General features: G+C 29.4%; 15 protein-coding genes and 1 pseudogene. 4 read left to right on the plus strand and 12 right to left on the minus strand.

All coding sequences use genetic code 11. The features are described from left to right. Positions 1-11: 11 nt before the first annotated feature. Positions 12-1484, minus strand: coding sequence for a glutamate--tRNA ligase (gene gltX, locus HNQ06_RS02985; protein ID WP_184107469.1), 1473 nt, complete (start codon positions 1482-1484; stop codon positions 12-14). 12 nt (positions 1485-1496) lie between these two features. Then, positions 1497-2264: a hypothetical protein gene (locus tag HNQ06_RS02990; RefSeq protein ID WP_184107470.1), complete on the minus strand. Its 768-nt coding sequence runs from the start codon at positions 2262-2264 to the stop codon at positions 1497-1499. Between the two features lie 124 nt (positions 2265-2388). Between HNQ06_RS02990 and pdeB the strand changes: the two genes are divergently transcribed. Genes pdeB through HNQ06_RS03010 form a run of 4 tightly spaced genes read left to right on the plus strand, consistent with a single transcriptional unit; the run spans position 2389 to position 5909 of the window. Next, complete coding sequence (pdeB, locus tag HNQ06_RS02995; RefSeq protein WP_184107471.1) at positions 2389-3528, plus strand: cyclic di-GMP phosphodiesterase PdeB; 1140 nt, start codon at positions 2389-2391, stop codon at positions 3526-3528. A 22-nt stretch (positions 3529-3550) separates the two neighbouring features. After that, positions 3551-4264, plus strand: a complete 714-nt coding sequence (locus tag HNQ06_RS03000) for a 5'-methylthioadenosine/adenosylhomocysteine nucleosidase (RefSeq protein ID WP_184107472.1) — start codon at positions 3551-3553, stop codon at positions 4262-4264. Continuing rightward, positions 4261-5439 carry a methionine adenosyltransferase gene (gene metK, locus HNQ06_RS03005; protein WP_184107473.1) on the plus strand — a complete coding sequence of 393 codons (1179 nt, stop codon included), beginning with the start codon at positions 4261-4263 and terminating at the stop codon, positions 5437-5439. Before HNQ06_RS03000 ends, metK begins: the two co-directional genes overlap by 4 nt. Further along, the gene (locus HNQ06_RS03010) at positions 5436-5909 is read left to right on the plus strand and encodes an S-ribosylhomocysteine lyase (RefSeq protein WP_184107474.1); all 474 of its coding nucleotides are present in this window, start codon (positions 5436-5438) and stop codon (positions 5907-5909) included. The genes metK and HNQ06_RS03010 overlap by 4 nt, the downstream gene beginning before the upstream one ends. Before the next feature lie 10 nt (positions 5910-5919). Here HNQ06_RS03010 and HNQ06_RS03015 read toward each other — a convergent pair. From HNQ06_RS03015 to rpsL, 10 genes and pseudogenes are all read right to left on the minus strand, one after another. Beyond that, positions 5920-6581: pseudogene (locus tag HNQ06_RS03015) on the minus strand (hypothetical protein). A gap of 26 nt (positions 6582-6607) precedes the next feature. Continuing rightward, positions 6608-7027, minus strand: a complete 420-nt coding sequence (locus tag HNQ06_RS03020; RefSeq protein ID WP_184107475.1) for an HIT family protein — start codon at positions 7025-7027, stop codon at positions 6608-6610. A 50-nt stretch (positions 7028-7077) separates the two neighbouring features. Continuing rightward, complete coding sequence (gene mgtE, locus HNQ06_RS03025; protein ID WP_184107476.1) at positions 7078-8442, minus strand: magnesium transporter; 1365 nt, start codon at positions 8440-8442, stop codon at positions 7078-7080. 53 nt (positions 8443-8495) lie between these two features. After that, positions 8496-9920 (minus strand): MGH1-like glycoside hydrolase domain-containing protein, encoded by a 1425-nt coding sequence (locus HNQ06_RS03030; RefSeq protein ID WP_184107477.1) that lies wholly within the window; start codon positions 9918-9920, stop codon positions 8496-8498. Positions 9921-10032: 112 nt separating this feature from the next. After that, positions 10033-11058 (minus strand): nucleoside ABC transporter substrate-binding protein BmpB, encoded by a 1026-nt coding sequence (bmpB, locus tag HNQ06_RS03035; RefSeq protein WP_184107478.1) that lies wholly within the window; start codon positions 11056-11058, stop codon positions 10033-10035. 88 nt (positions 11059-11146) lie between these two features. Continuing rightward, positions 11147-12166 carry a nucleoside ABC transporter substrate-binding protein BmpA gene (bmpA, locus tag HNQ06_RS03040; RefSeq protein ID WP_184107479.1) on the minus strand — a complete coding sequence of 340 codons (1020 nt, stop codon included), beginning with the start codon at positions 12164-12166 and terminating at the stop codon, positions 11147-11149. Positions 12167-12207: 41 nt separating this feature from the next. After that, complete coding sequence (gene bmpC / locus HNQ06_RS03045) at positions 12208-13269, minus strand: nucleoside ABC transporter substrate-binding protein BmpC (RefSeq protein WP_184107480.1); 1062 nt, start codon at positions 13267-13269, stop codon at positions 12208-12210. Between the two features lie 320 nt (positions 13270-13589). After that, entirely contained in the window at positions 13590-14615 is a 1026-nt protein-coding gene (bmpD, locus tag HNQ06_RS03050; protein ID WP_184107481.1) for a nucleoside ABC transporter substrate-binding protein BmpD, read from the minus strand. A gap of 88 nt (positions 14616-14703) precedes the next feature. Then, positions 14704-15177: a 30S ribosomal protein S7 gene (gene rpsG, locus HNQ06_RS03055; protein ID WP_184107482.1), complete on the minus strand. Its 474-nt coding sequence runs from the start codon at positions 15175-15177 to the stop codon at positions 14704-14706. 24 nt (positions 15178-15201) lie between these two features. Continuing rightward, the gene (rpsL, locus tag HNQ06_RS03060; protein ID WP_002656492.1) at positions 15202-15576 is read right to left on the minus strand and encodes a 30S ribosomal protein S12; all 375 of its coding nucleotides are present in this window, start codon (positions 15574-15576) and stop codon (positions 15202-15204) included. Positions 15577-15643 lie beyond the last annotated feature (67 nt).

A 15643-nucleotide genomic window follows, 5' to 3' on the forward strand; every position in this document is an offset into this window, starting at 1 on the left:
ATCCTTAATAGCTATTCATTTATTCTTAAAAATTCCTGTGCTAATTTTATTCTTTCAAAAACTTTAGACCTACCTAGCAATTTTAAAGAATCAAAAAGCGGAGGAGAGACTTTGCTACCAAGCGCTGCAATTCTAATAGGAAGAAGAATTTCTCCCAATTTAAAACCATTACTCTCAGCAAAATCATAAAAAATTTTATCATTTTCCTCTGACGATCTTTTTTCAAATCCTTCTAAAATAGGCTTTATTAATTCTAAAATAGTACAAATCTCTTTAGCTGTTTTTTTCCTGCTTAAAAACTCATCTAAATTCCAAAATTTAATGTCCTCATAAAAAAATTTAGTCATATTTAAAGCATCACTTAATTTTTTAATTCTACTCTTTATAAGAGGAATTAATAACTTTAATTTTTGATCCTCTTCTAAAGTACTAGGCTTAGAAACATAACCTTTTTTTTGAAAAAAAGGGAGTAAAAGATTAAATAAATCTTCATCTTTTTTTTCTCTAATATAATAGCTATTGAAAAAATCCAACTTATGATAATCAAAAATAGCAGGTGATTTATTGATCTTCTCAATTGAAAAAAATTGTTCAAGATCATTTTTTGAAAAAAATTCTCTTTTATCATCGTAAGACCAGCCAAGCAAAGTAACATAATTAATAATAGCTTCTGGAAGATATCCATCTTCAATAAACTGTCTTAAAGCCGTTGATCCATGTCTTTTACTTAATTTTTGACCATCATTTCCCATAACCATTGGAAGATGACAATAAATAGGGGGTTTCCATTTAAAAGCCTTATAAAGAAGCACGTGCAATGGACCTGAGGAAACCCATTCTTGAGCCCTTAATACATGAGTAATTTTCATTAAATAATCATCAACAACATTAGCAAGATGATAAGTTGGAAGTCCATCTGACTTGAGAATGACAGGATCAGGACTAATGTCCTTATTTGCCCATGTAATTTTTCCAAGCAAAATATCATCAAAGCTAGTATCTCCTTCTAAAGGAATTTTAAATCTAACGACGGGCTTGATTTTTTTAATTAACGCATTCTCAATTTCCTCATTACTTAAATTCCTACAATGCCTATCATATCCAGGTGGCATTTTATTAATATTTTGAATTTTCTTAATCCTTTCCAGCCTTTCAGGACTGCAATAACAATAATAAGCATGCCCAGATTCAATTAAATATTTGGCATATTGCTTATATATTGCACTTCTTTGAGACTGAACATAAGGTGCATAATCACCTCCTACAACAGGGCCTTCATCAAAAGAAATACCAAGCCATTTAAGACTTGAATACAGATCATTTTCGGCTTCTGGAGAATACCTGCTCTGATCTGTATCCTCAATCCTAAGCAAAAATTTACCTCCACAAGACTTTGCAAAAAAATAATTAAACAAAGCTGTTCTAATCCCACCAATATGTTGCAAACCCGTTGGAGAAGGTGCATAACGAACTCTTATACTCAAAACACAACTCCTTTAATAAAAAACATCTTTTTTAGAAAAATCATAAATATAATAAAACACAACAAAAAATAAATTCGAACCAAGTAGCTTTGTATGCTTAGAATCTATCCTGTTTTTAAATTTATAGTATCGATTTCTAATATCATTTTTTTTACTTTCAAGTAAATCAAAAGATGTTTTTGATTTTCGCAATAAATAATAGAAATAAATAGTAAAAATATCATTTTTTAAAAAAAACTTATCTAAAAAATTTACCAACTCTTTTAGCTTTGAGTGCTCTTCAAATGACAACATGCTAAGAGCCTCACAATATTTCACCCACTTATTTCTACTGTACTTGTAATTTAAAATTAAACTAGAAGCCTTTTCTTTTTCTCTAAAGCTAATAAGAACAGAATAAAGCTCTATTATTGTCTTATACCTTAATCTGGAGTCTTTTAAATAAAAATAAAGCTCATCAAGGCTTTTTTTATCTTGTTTTATTAAAATAAACCTAAGAAGAATAGATATTTCAAAAACACTTTTAAGCTTTTTACGAACCATTTTAAGCTTTAAAAAAGTAAACGTATCTTCCATCCCATTTAAAATAAAATATAATCTTGAAAAAAAATACTGGGAATAAATAACATTAAAAACAATCACTAATAAAAAATAAATTACAATAAATTGGTAATTAAACAAAATGAAGCTTAATTTCATTTGAAATCTTAAAATTGCCAGAAAATAAATAAATAATCCAAGAAAAATAATATTAAAACCTAAGCGTATTTTTTCTACCATAAAAATCTCTTCAAAAAAGCTTAATTCAAAAATTGAGATATAATAAATACATTATACTAATAGATAGACAATTAATAAATAATATGATATACATGGTTAATAGAGCTTAATTTCAAGGGAATAAATGCAAAATTCTGAAAGCATTATCAAAAATATAAAAAATTCATCATATTTAATAGACAAGGAATTCTTAGTTTGGCCTGAGAATGCATTTATTGGAGACAAAAACATTGAGCTTATTGAAAAATGGAATTTAAAGTCATACATCAAAGAGAGAAAAAATTTTTTCAGTGACGATTCTGTTAAAAGAGAATATGAAGAAATACACAAAAAATTCAACGAAGAGGCTATTTCTAATTATCATGTAATAATAAGTAATTTAGAAGAAATTTATGAAAATTGCAAAAGAAATAAAAAAATATATTACCAAGATATTATGCCTACTGTAAAAAAAGTAATAGAATTTTACAAGAAACAGAAAAAATTTTTTATCAAATATTTTAGAATTCCCAAGCTTTCTGCAAACTATCACATTATTCATTCAGTAAATACTGCTATCCTAACAGTAGCACTTGGTAATGAAATGGGGCTAAATAACTACAAAACAGTAGAACTTTGTAGTATTGCTCTTTTACACAAAATAGGATTTTTATTTATCCCATCAAAAATAAGCGAAAAAAAAGAAGAATTAACTGAGGAAGAACTAGAAATAATAAAAAAATATCCTATAATAAGCTATAAAATAGCTTCAACAAGCAATTTGTCGAGATCAATATGTTTGACACTTCTAACACATAAAGAAAATCTAGACGGGACTGGTTATCCTAAAGGATTGACAAGTGAAAATATCAGCATAGAATCAAATATAATAGGCGCTGCTAGCGCCTATTCCGCTATCATTTTAGATAAGGCATACAAAAAATCTTTTAATTCTGGAGCATCTATTATTGAATTAATCAAAGATGCTGACAAAAAATTTGACAAAAGAGTTTTAAAATTAATAATCAATGCAATATCTTCTTGTCCTTTAGACTTTATTGTAGAACTTAATGACAATTCTATAGCCAAAATAGTAGACATAGATGATTCTAACCCAAATCTCCCATACATCAACTACATAATAAAAAATGGAAAAGTTGTAGACAAAAATGAACAATCTAGTGTTCAGTCTATACCAAATACAAATACAGGAATAAAAAAAATACTCAATCAAAATGAAATAGAGCTAATTAAAAATAAATATTCTTTAATAGATATTATATAAGACACTTAAAAGGAGAAAAAGAATGATTTTGATAATATCAGCTATGCAAGAAGAATCAGAAGAAATAAATAAAATGCTTGATAACAAAGAAGAAATTGTATTAAACGACTACTTAGAAAATAAAAAGATTTATAAAGGAAAAATTTTGGGAAAAGATGTAATATCTTTAACTACAGGAATTGGAAAAGTTAACGCATCAGCTTGGAGTAGTCAAATTATCTCTAAGTACAAAATCACTCACATAATAAACTCTGGAAGTTCTGGGGGGATAAAAGAAAACTCTAACCTTAAAATATCAGACATCATAGTATCTTCAGAAACAGCATACTATGACTTTGACTTAACCAAGTTTGGACACAAAATAGGACAGGTCCCTAATTTGCCACAAAAGTTTAAAACAGATGAAGAGCTACTAAAAAAAGTAGTTAATATTATTGACAACAAGCTTTTAAACATTGATATCCACATTGGCTTAATACTAACAGGAGATCAATTCGTTGACAATGAAAAAAATCTTGAAACAATTAAAAAAAATTTCAAAGATGCTTTAGCTGTAGATATGGAAGGAGCTGCAATAGCTCAAGTAGCACACATATTTAAAATACCATTCATAATCATTCGCTCAATTTCTGATCTACCAAACAATAAAGACAACCATATAGACTTTAATAAATTTTTAAAAGCATCATCAATAAATTCAAGCAAAATGACAAAGGAACTTATTAGGCTAATATGAATAAAATAATAGCAGCTAACCAAACTTTAACTTCTGAGGCTGTATCTGAAGGACATCCAGATAAAATTGCAGATCAAATCTCTGATGCCATCCTTGATGAAATACTAAAAGAAGATAAAAATGCAAAAGTAGCTTGCGAAGTCATAATTGCACAAAATTTAGTAGTAATAGCAGGAGAAATAAATAGTCCTGCAAAAAAAAACATAAATATAAAAGAAATTGCTAAGAATATCATCAAAGATATAGGCTATACAAATATTGACTATGGACTTGATTACAAAACAATAACGGTAATAGATGCTATTGGCAATCAATCGCGTGACATTATAAACGCAATTGAAAAAAAAGGATCTACTACCCTTGGAGCAGGCGATCAGGGAATAATATTTGGATATGCCTGCGATGAAACAGAAAATTTTTTACCTGCTCCTTATGAACTAGCCAATTCAATTCTAAAAAAAGCTAGCAATCTTAGAAAATCAGGAGCAATAAAATGGTTAAGACCCGACTCAAAATCTCAAGTTACTATAGAATATGATAAAAACAGAAACCCTGTAAAAATAAAAAATATTATAGTCTCTCATCAACACCATCCAAACATCTCCCAAAAACTAATAAGACAAACAATAATTGAAGAAATTATCAAGCCCACCATTCAAGACAAATCAATGCTTGATGAAAATACTATTTATTGCATTAATCCTTCTGGAAATTTTGTAATTGGGGGGCCTACCGGAGATACTGGTCTTACAGGAAGAAAAATTATTGCCGATAGTTATGGAGGATTTGCAAGACACGGAGGGGGAGCATACAGCGGAAAAGATGCCACAAAGGTAGATAGATCAGCTGCCTACATGGCAAGATATATCGCAAAAAATATGGTGGCAGCCGGAATTTCTAAAGAATTTGAACTACAGCTTGCATACGCAATTGGAATTGAAAACCCAATATCTATTCAAATAACCACGGGAATAAATGATCCTAAATATGCAAACAAAATATTAAATTTTATTGTTAATAACTTCGATCTAACTCCCAACGGTATAATTGAAAAATTAAATCTAAAACAACCCATATATCTCAAAACTTGTACTTATGGTCATTTTGGAAAAAATGACTTTGAATGGGAAAAATTAGATTTTGTAAAAAAAATACAAACAGTGCTAAAAGAATGAAAAAAATAAAAAGCTTTACAATAGATCATACAAAATTAAACCCCGGCATATATGTCTCAAGAAAAGATACTTTTGAAAATGTAATATTTACTACAATAGACATTAGAATTAAAGCTCCCAACATTGAACCAATAATTGAAAACGCAGCAATACACACAATAGAACACATAGGGGCCACTTTGCTTAGAAATAATGAAGTTTGGGCCGAAAAAATAGTATATTTTGGCCCTATGGGATGCAGAACTGGCTTTTACTTAATAATTTTTGGAGACTATGAAAGTAAAGATCTTATTGACTTAATATCATGGCTTTTTTCCGAAATCTTAAATTTTTCAGAGCCTATTCCAGGCGCAAGTGATAAAGAATGCGGAAATTACAAGGAACACAACCTTGACATGGCTAAATATGAATCTTCTAAATACTTGCAAATATTAAACAATATCAAAGAAGAAAATTTAAAATACCCCTAGATCATAAAATTTACAAAATAGAAAGTATTTCGCTGTCATTTTTTGTTGCTACATCAAACTGAAAAATAAAGCCCAGAGTTATTTTATGCATTTGATTTAAAAGTAAAGGTTTGTTGTAAAAAATTGGAGAGACTGCATATTCCAAAAAAATAAAATCTATATTAATTCTAGCTCCAATGTCTACTCCCAAAACAAAATTACTTATCAAAGCCCAATCATTTGAGCCTATAAAACAAATTTTTGCACCAATATATGAAAATTTTAAACCTGTAAAAAAGGTTAAACTAAACATTGGGGTATAAGGTAAAAAAAATAATTACCATACATTCTCAATGAGAATGTAACATCTTTTACTATAAAATAATTTAGAGAATGCTTTAAATATGCTTGATCATCCAGCATAAATATAATCTCTTTAGTATAAAGAGTGTGACTTGGCAAAAATTTAACATCTAAATTAAATTCTCCACCAAATGCGAAATTTTGAGAAACATTAACACCAAGCCCGCTGAAAAATTGATACTTAAGTCTTTCATAGAAGAATAAATCTCGAGTAAAATTATCAACACCAATCCCAATTCCACTATATACATTAAAATAACCAGGAATTCCTGAATAAATTCTTAATGTATTAAACATAAAAACAAAAAAGAATAAAAAGCTTCTTCTCACAAAGAATCCTTTTTGGCAAAATAAAATTAAATATTCATACTTATTTGTATAGACAGCTCTTTAAATTTTTCAACTTCAAGATTAAGTTTATTGCCTCTCTTAAGACCAAAACCATCATTTTTAAATCTTGGAATTACATGAAAATGAGTATGAAAAACCTCTTGCCCCGCACCAGCACCCAAAGCAGAATAAATATTTATTCCACCATAAATACTTGAGTTTATTCTCTTTAAAGCATTTGAAATTTTTTTACATACTCTTAAAACTCTCTCGTTAAATTTATCATCCATGTTTAATAAATTCTCACTATGTTCTTTAGGAATAACAAGAGTATGCCCAACAGTTAAAGGATTAATATCCAAAAATGCCAAAACTAAATCGTCCTCATAAACTTTATAACTAGGAAGCTCTTTGTTTACTATTTTACAAAAAATACAATCATACATTAAAAATATCCTATTATAAAAAAATAATAATCAACATATTTAAATGAAATTTAAACAGCATAACTAACTAAAACCCATTTTGCTATATTAAAATAAGCTATTAAAGTAATAGCATCTGCAATCGTAGTGATTAAAGGGCCTGCCATAAGTGCTGGATCCAACTTTAAAATTTTAGCAACAATGGGTAAAAGACCTCCCAATATCTTTGCTACTGTCAAACTTACCATCAAGCAAGATGAAACTACAAAAGCTATTTTCAGCTTATCAGAATGGTGTGGAGCTACAAAAAATACAATTCTTAAAAAATTAACACTAGCAAGAATTACTCCCACTAGAATGCTAACACATATTTCCTTTAAAAACACTTTAAAAAAATCTTTTACCTTAACAGTACCAAGAGCAAGCTCACGAATTATTAAAGCAGATGCCTGAGAACCAGCATTGCCCGAAGTATCCATTAAAAGGGGAATAAAACTGGCTAAAACCACTAAAGACAACATTAAATTTTGATAATTTGAAATGATTGTAGCTGTAAAAGTAGAAGATATCATAAGAACTAAAAGCCAAATTATCCTATTTTTTGTCATAACTAAAATAGAAGTATCAAGATAAGAGGTATCTAGGGGCTTAACAGCTGCAATCATTTGAAAATCTTCAGTATTTACCGATTGAATAACCTCTAAAATGTCATCAATAATAATAACCCCTATCATTCTCCCTTCATTATCAACAACAGGAACACTGGTAATATCATGTTTTTGAAAAAGAAGTGCAACATCTTCTTTCTCATCATTGACTCCCACAATATAAAACCCACTATTTCTCATTATTGATGAGAGAATAACATCATCTTTAGCCAATATCAAATCTTCAATTTTTACAACTCCTTTTAAATGCTTTTCATCATCTGTAATATAATAGGTGTAAATATCTTCTTTGGTTTTAGCTACCTTTCTAATATGGTCAAGAGCTTTACCAACTGTGAAATCTTCTTTAAGCTCAACATATTCAATTGTTACGATCGAACCTGCAGAGTCATCACTGTAAGACAAAAATTTATTAATAATTTCTCTATTCTCTTCTGTAGAACTTGCCAAAAATCTCTGAACAACATTTGCAGGAACCTCTTCTAAAAGATCAATAACATCATCAAGATTCAACTCATCAATCATTTCACTTATTTCTTTATTGGTAAAAGAATTTGCTAATTTATTTTTTGTAGATTGGTCAAAATTAGAAAAAGTTTCAACTGCTATTTTTTTGGGTAAAAACCTGTAGAGTAAAATCAACTCAGATCCATTAAGTCTTTTAAGAGCCTCAGCAATATCAAAAGAGTCATGCTTTAAAAATTTTTCTTTAATTTTAGAATAGCTCTTCTCTTTAAGAAAAATTCTCAATTCATCAATATCTATCATTAAAAGGCCTCCAAAAATTTAAATTTTACAAGACATTTAATGAATCTAATTCATCAAAGCTTATCCAATAACATAGAACATCTTCCTGAAGGAATAGGAAGAGTTTTTTCTTTTTTATTTAATATATTTATTGTAAAATAATAAAGTTTTTCAGATTCCATTTTTATTTCCCAGCCTCTTTTCCCTTTATTGCAAATTATTGTGGTTTGATTCTTTTTAAGAGATAGGCTTTCTATCCCCATAATCTCAAGAGTAGGTATGTTCCAATATACAGTTTTATCAGGCAAACTAATTGTAAGCCCAATAATATTTTCTATCATCAAGCTAATACTAAAAAGCGCAAGATAACAAATAAGACCTTTCTCAGTATAAGTTTTTTTATTAGAATCAAAATATGCAGGTCCTTCTTGCATAGGTTTATAAGCTTCCCAAATGTGCCCTTTAATTTTATTAAAGGGCATTAAAGTGTCTAATATATAATATAAATGTCTTATAGTAAATTCTCTTGCAATATTTGCACGACCACAATATTCAAGGCCTTTGATCACAAAAAAATTCATATAAGTATAAACTGAACCATAATATCCATTACCATCCTCACTAAAACCTGGCTCACTAACAGAAAGTGTTGGAAAAGGATTTGGAGTCCCAAAATGCTTAGTACTTTTTAAATAAAAAATCATTCTTTCTATTCTGTCCTCACTGGGAATCTCGGAAAGCATTGGGAAAAAACCTACTATTGTCTTAATTTCAAGAATATTTTCATTAACATCAAGATCATAATAAAATCCATCTTTTTCGCTCCACATTAAAGAATTAATTTTGACCTTAAGGGAAAAAAATCGTTTTTTATATTCAAGTGATAAATTTTTATCATTTAAAATGTCTGCCAATTTAGAAATACAATATGCACTATGAACTTGTAATGAATTAAAATCTATAGGATAGTATGCACCCGCTCTTGGAGAGTTTTTATAAAAAATTTTATTTACATCAATTGAATAAAGACCATTTTCCTTTAAAAATTTGCTCTCTATCCATTTATAATACTTATCAAGAATTGGCAAAACTTCAGAAATTCTCTTTTTATTTCCTGTTTTATGATATAAGTTATATTCAGCCCACGCAAAAATAGGAAATCCAATATTCTCTTCATTCCCATCAAGCTCAATAATAGCATTGTTATTGCCATATCTAGCTCTGATTGCGCCAGATTCTTCCTGCAATTGATAAAATTTATCAATTGCAGATGTAGATGAATATTCCCCATTACTATAGACAAGAAAAAAGCTTGACATACAAGCTTGCATCTGATCTATATAATCGCAATTTTCCGAATAATAATTTTTATCTTTTTTACCCCTATCAGCAACTTTTTGTAAAACAACCTTATCTTGAATCCAAGATAAACTTTTATTATAAATATCAATAAAGTCTTGATCATAATAGTAAATTTTGGGAAACATTTTTTTATTCAATGCTAAATCCTCTAAAACGATAGAAATGTGCTTCTACTTATTATAACACAATAAATATAACATAATTAAAAAATTAAAAACTGGAAAATTAAAATCTTTCTATTTCAAAAGTTTATAACTTTAATATTTGTTTTATAAAAATTTTATATCCCTCCTGATTACAAGGAACAATGATCTCTTTATTGATTATTTTTCTCTCAAGAACTTTTATGTATTCAAATTCATTCGCATTAGATAACCCAACAACACCATCTCTTAATCCCATTTGAACAACTTTTCCACCTTCCCAAACATTATTATTTTTAATACATTCGCTAGTAATCAAATACAATGCGTCCCCAACGTTTTTTATAACAGAAGTAATAAAATTTTTAGGAGCAAGATGTGACTGGTCTTGATCAGCTCCAATAACATAGTAACCATCGCCAAGTTTTTTTGCCGCTTCAATAACACCAACTCCAGCTAAACCAGCTGCAAAATGAATTACATCTATCCCTTTAGAATACATTTTACTGGCTATGACTCTACCAATATCAACATCTGAAAAAGAATTAGAATATTCACTTATAATCTGTATATCTTTATTAGCATACTTTGCACCAGCTTCATAACCATAGCGAAATGCATCTACTATATTTCCCTTCACTCCCCCTATAAAACCTATTTTGCCAGAAAAGCTTTTTTTAGCTGCAATATAGCCAGCCAAAAAAGCACCCTGCTCTACTCTGAAAACAACAGCAATCAAATTTTTAGGAATCTGAACATCATCGCCATAAATAGGATCTATTATTCCATAGCTAATTTTTGGATTCTCTGATGAAACCGATAAAGATGCGTCCGTAAGCATGTACCCTACAAGCCAAATCAGGTCTGAACCATTCGCTTTTAAATTATCAAGATCTGAAACATAACTAGAATAAACTCCAGAGACAGCACTTGAAAAAACCTTTTCAATACTTTCTGGAAAATCTTTTTTCAAGCGCAATAAAGCCTCATTAGCACTAGAATTAAAAGATTTATCATCAAGAATACCATCTACCAACATGGATATCTTAATTTTTCTTGAACCAGATTCCATTCCGTTTCTACTAAAGCAAGAAATCAACAAAATGCCGAATATAAAAATCGCAATCCTCATATAGAAAACTTCTCCATTTTCAATCATTCAAACAAAATCAATGTGTTTTTTTATACTTAAAAATAAAATATATAAATTGATTCTTTATTCAAATAAATTCTTTAAGAAATTTTTCATAACTTTCTTTATTATACGGAACAATAATTTCTTTGTTGATTATTTTGCTAGAAAGACTATCAATTTCTTTTTCAAGTTCAAAGGGAATCATCTTAGGATTTCTTACAAACCCCACAACTCCTTCTTTAAGGCCATAATTTATTAATTTCCCACCTTCGAAAGCATTGGTTTTTAAATAGTTAGATGTAAAAATATTTAAAGATCTACCAATATCTTTAGTTGTAGATGTTATTACATTATTGGGAGCAAGATATGATTGATCCTCATCAACTCCAATAATATAATGACCAGAACCAAGTTCTTTTGCAACCTCAATAGCCCCAATTCCTCCAAGACCTGCAGCATGATGAATAATATCTATCTCATCAGAATACATTCTAGTAGCAACACTTCTACCAGCTTCAATGTCAGCAAAACTACCAATATACTGAGCAAATATCTTTATATCTTTATTAGCATACTTAGCACCAGCCTCATACCCATACCTGAAAGCATCTACTATCTCACTTTCTATTCCCCCTAAAAATCCAATTTTACCTGTTTTAGAAAGTTTTGCAGCAATATAACCTGTTAGAAATGCGCCCTCTTGAGCTCTAAAGGTCATACCCACCAAATTTGCAGGAATAGGATCATTAGAATAAACAGGATCAATAATTGCATATTTCATCTCGGAATTTTGAAGAGAAGCAGCCTTGGCCACATCGCTAAATCTATACCCAATAAGCCAAATTAAATCTGAGCCCGCATCCTTAAGCCCTTCAAGATCAGATAAATAAGAATTTGATGATGATTCTTTTAAAACAAGCTCAATCTTAAATTCCTCTTTAACTTTTTTTACGCCATTTAAAGCACTCTCATTAAAAGATTTATCATCAAAAGTTCCATCAATTATTAAAGATATCTTAGGAATTTCGCTCTCAAGACTACCCTTACCACTACAAGATAAAAAAATAATCCCCTCAAACAAAATCAACAACAATAATTTATTCATAAACCATTCCCCCTTTACAAATAAAGCTATACCTAAGTAGTTTATAACTTTGATTTAAATAAATCAAATGCATATTCACTATCAGGAACAATAATTTCTCCACTTATTATTTTATTTTCTAGATCAATAACTTCATCAACTAATCTATTATTTAAAATATCAGGATCTTTAACAATTTCTATTACTCCCTCCTTTAGCCCCCGATCAATAACAATCCCGCCTTTAAAAACTCCACTATTAATATACTCTGAAGAAATAGAATAAATAACCTTTCCAATATCCTTAATTATTGAAGTAATAACATTTTGAGGTGCAATATATGATTGATCTTGATTTAAACCAATAACATAATATTTGGGTCCAAGCTCCTTAGCAGCATCATAAACTCCAAGCCCAGTTATGCCAGCTATTGGAAAAATAACGCCTACTTTATCCTCTTTATACATAAACCGAGCCATTTCTTTGCCTTTTTCTTTATCAAAAATAGAAGGTGCCTTTTTTGAAACTAGTCTTAATTTAGGATTAGCATAAAAAATTCCAGCCTTAAAACCAAACTTAAAATCATTTAAATGCTCACTTATAGGACCTGTTAAAAATCCAATCTTTTCCTTTCTGCTCATCTTAGCAGCAATATACCCAGCTAAAAATGCAGCCTCTTCATTTCTGAACTTGATGGCCAAAGAATTCTTAGGAACTTGAATATCTCCATAATCAAAAGCATCTATAATTCCATAAAAAATATCTGGACGTTCATGCGAAAGCTTCACTGACAAACCAGAAAATTTGTATCCAGCCAACCAAAAAAGATTTAAAGGATTTTTTTGAATCTCATGAGCATCCTCTGTCATTGCCTCATCAACAGTAAGAAGTCTTTTGCCCGCAATAGGATAAGGCCTTAAAGATTTAGTTATAAGTTTTATTCCAAAATCATCCCTAAGTTTTACAACACCATCATGAACACTTTGATTATAGCCTTTATCATAAAAACTACCATTAGCTAAAACACCTATAACAACTTTGTCAGATTTAATAGACTTTTTATTAGATTTAAAACAAGCAAATACCAATAAAGATAAAGTAATAAAAATAAACCTTTTAAACAAAATTAATCCTCTCCTTATAAAATTTATTTAAAAAATTTAGAATTTCTTAAAAATTTAAATACTAACTTTATTTTACTAACAAGTAGTATTCTTTATTTATAAAATAAAAATTTCAATACACCCTTTTAAAAAAATACTTCTAGCATTAATAAAAACACGGTAGTAGGAAAAATAATTTTTCCTACATCACCATAATATCCAAATTTAAACCCTTTTTCAAGATTAATTTAAATTAAAACTTACAATAATAAAAAAACTATCTAAAATATCTTTAAAAAAACCAAAAAGATTTTTCACAATCCAACTCAATAAAAATCAAGTTAATTTTCCATTTGCAAAACAAAGTTATCATAAGACACCTTGTCATAAGGCGCTTTTATTATACCATTCATTATACTTTGCCTAATTTTTAATGATTTGTTATAAATCTCAGAATAATTTGATTTTAAGTTTTCATTTAAAACCAAACCAAGCCCATCTTCTTTAAGCCCAAAAAATATGGTTTTGCCCCCATCCAAAACTCCAGTTTCTAAATACTTTTTTGTTAAACTATACATCAATGAATCAACTTTCTTTACAGCAGAAACAATAACATTATCAGGAGCAAGATATGATTGATCCTGATCGACTCCAATAATATAATGATCGGGCCCTAACTCTTTTGCTGCCTCAATTACCCCTATACCAGAAAGTCCTGCAGCTGAAAATATGATATCAATCCCATCTCGATACATATTAGATGCTGTTGAGCGACCAAGTCCAAAATCTCCAAATGTACCAACATATTGAGAAACCACTTCAATATTAGAGTTTGCATACTTAGCGCCAGCTTCATATCCGTACATAAAAGATTCTAAAACTTTTCCTCTCACCCCTCCAACAAATCCGATCTTACCGGTTTTAGAAGCTTTTGACGCAAAGTATCCTGCTAAAAAAGCCACCTCTTCGGATCTAAAACTAATATTAAGAAGATTTTTGGGTATTTGAATATCATCATAAACTCCTTCTATGATTGCATAATTAACAGAAACATTCTCGTTAGCTCTTTGAAAAAGAATGTCTGACAATCTAAACCCAACTCCCCAAATCAAATTTGAATTACCATCTTCTAAGTTTGCAATATCTCCTAAATAAGAATTACCTGTAGATGCTTTTTCAATTATATTTATATTTAAATCTGCCTTTAATCTTCTTATAGCCTTAGAAGAACTTTCATTAAATCCTTTATCATCAAAAGTGCCATCAACTATAAGTGAAACTGTTTTTGCCCCCGAATTACCATTATCAGAGCCAGAACAAGCAACAATAAATAAAAAAATCAAAAAATAATAAACTTTTTTTAGCACAAAAATATCCTCCTTACTTTTAATAAAAAAATAGTTCTTATAATACACAGCATATAAACAAAAAAAGACACCTTAAAAAGGTGTCTTTTTACCATCTATAATGAGTAAAAGCTTTATTTGCTTCAGCCATTCTATGAGTATCTTCTTTCTTCTTAAAAGCAGCTCCAGTGGAATTATATGCATTTAAAAGTTCGTTTGACAACTTTTCCTTCATAGACCTACCACTAGACTTCCTGGCAGCAAAAATAATCCACTTCATAGCCAAAGCTTCTCTTCTCTCTTCTCTAACTTCAACAGGAACTTGATATGTAGCACCACCCACCCTTCTGCTTCTTACTTCTACTAGAGGCTTAATATTATCTAAAGCTTTATAAAAAACAGCCATCTTGTCGCTTTCTTCAAGTTTATCAGCAAGTAAATCGATTGAACTATAAAGTATATTCTCGCTTATTGATTTTTTTCCATCATACATCATTCTGTTTGCAAACTTTGCAACAATTCTAGAATTATACCTGGTATCAACAAAAACTTTTTTTTTGATTTTTTTATTTTTTCTTGACATATTGAATATTAACCCACCTTTCAGTTAAGCTTTAGGCTTTTTTGTTCCATACTTAGATCTACCCTTTTTTCTATTATTAACACCAAGAGTATCCTTAGCTCCTCTAACAATATGGTATCTTACTCCAGGCAAATCTTTAACTCGACCACCTCTAATTAGAACAACAGAGTGTTCTTGTAAATTATGACCAATTCCTGGAATATATGCTGTTACTTCAAATCCATTTGAAAGTCTAACACGTGCTACTTTTCTTAAAGCTGAATTAGGCTTTTTGGGAGTTACGGTCATTACACGTGTACAAATTCCTCTTCTTTGAGGACAATTTTGAAGCGCAGGAGATGCGGTCTTCTCCGTTTGACTTTTTCTAGGCTTTCTAATTAACTGATTAATTGTAGGCATTTATCAACGCTCTCCTTTTCTTGAAACTATTAATAAAATGGTAGCAAATATATCACTTATTTTCAAG

The organism is Borreliella lanei (genome assembly GCF_014205895.1).
Classification (GTDB): Bacteria; Spirochaetota; Spirochaetia; order Borreliales; family Borreliaceae; genus Borreliella; species Borreliella lanei.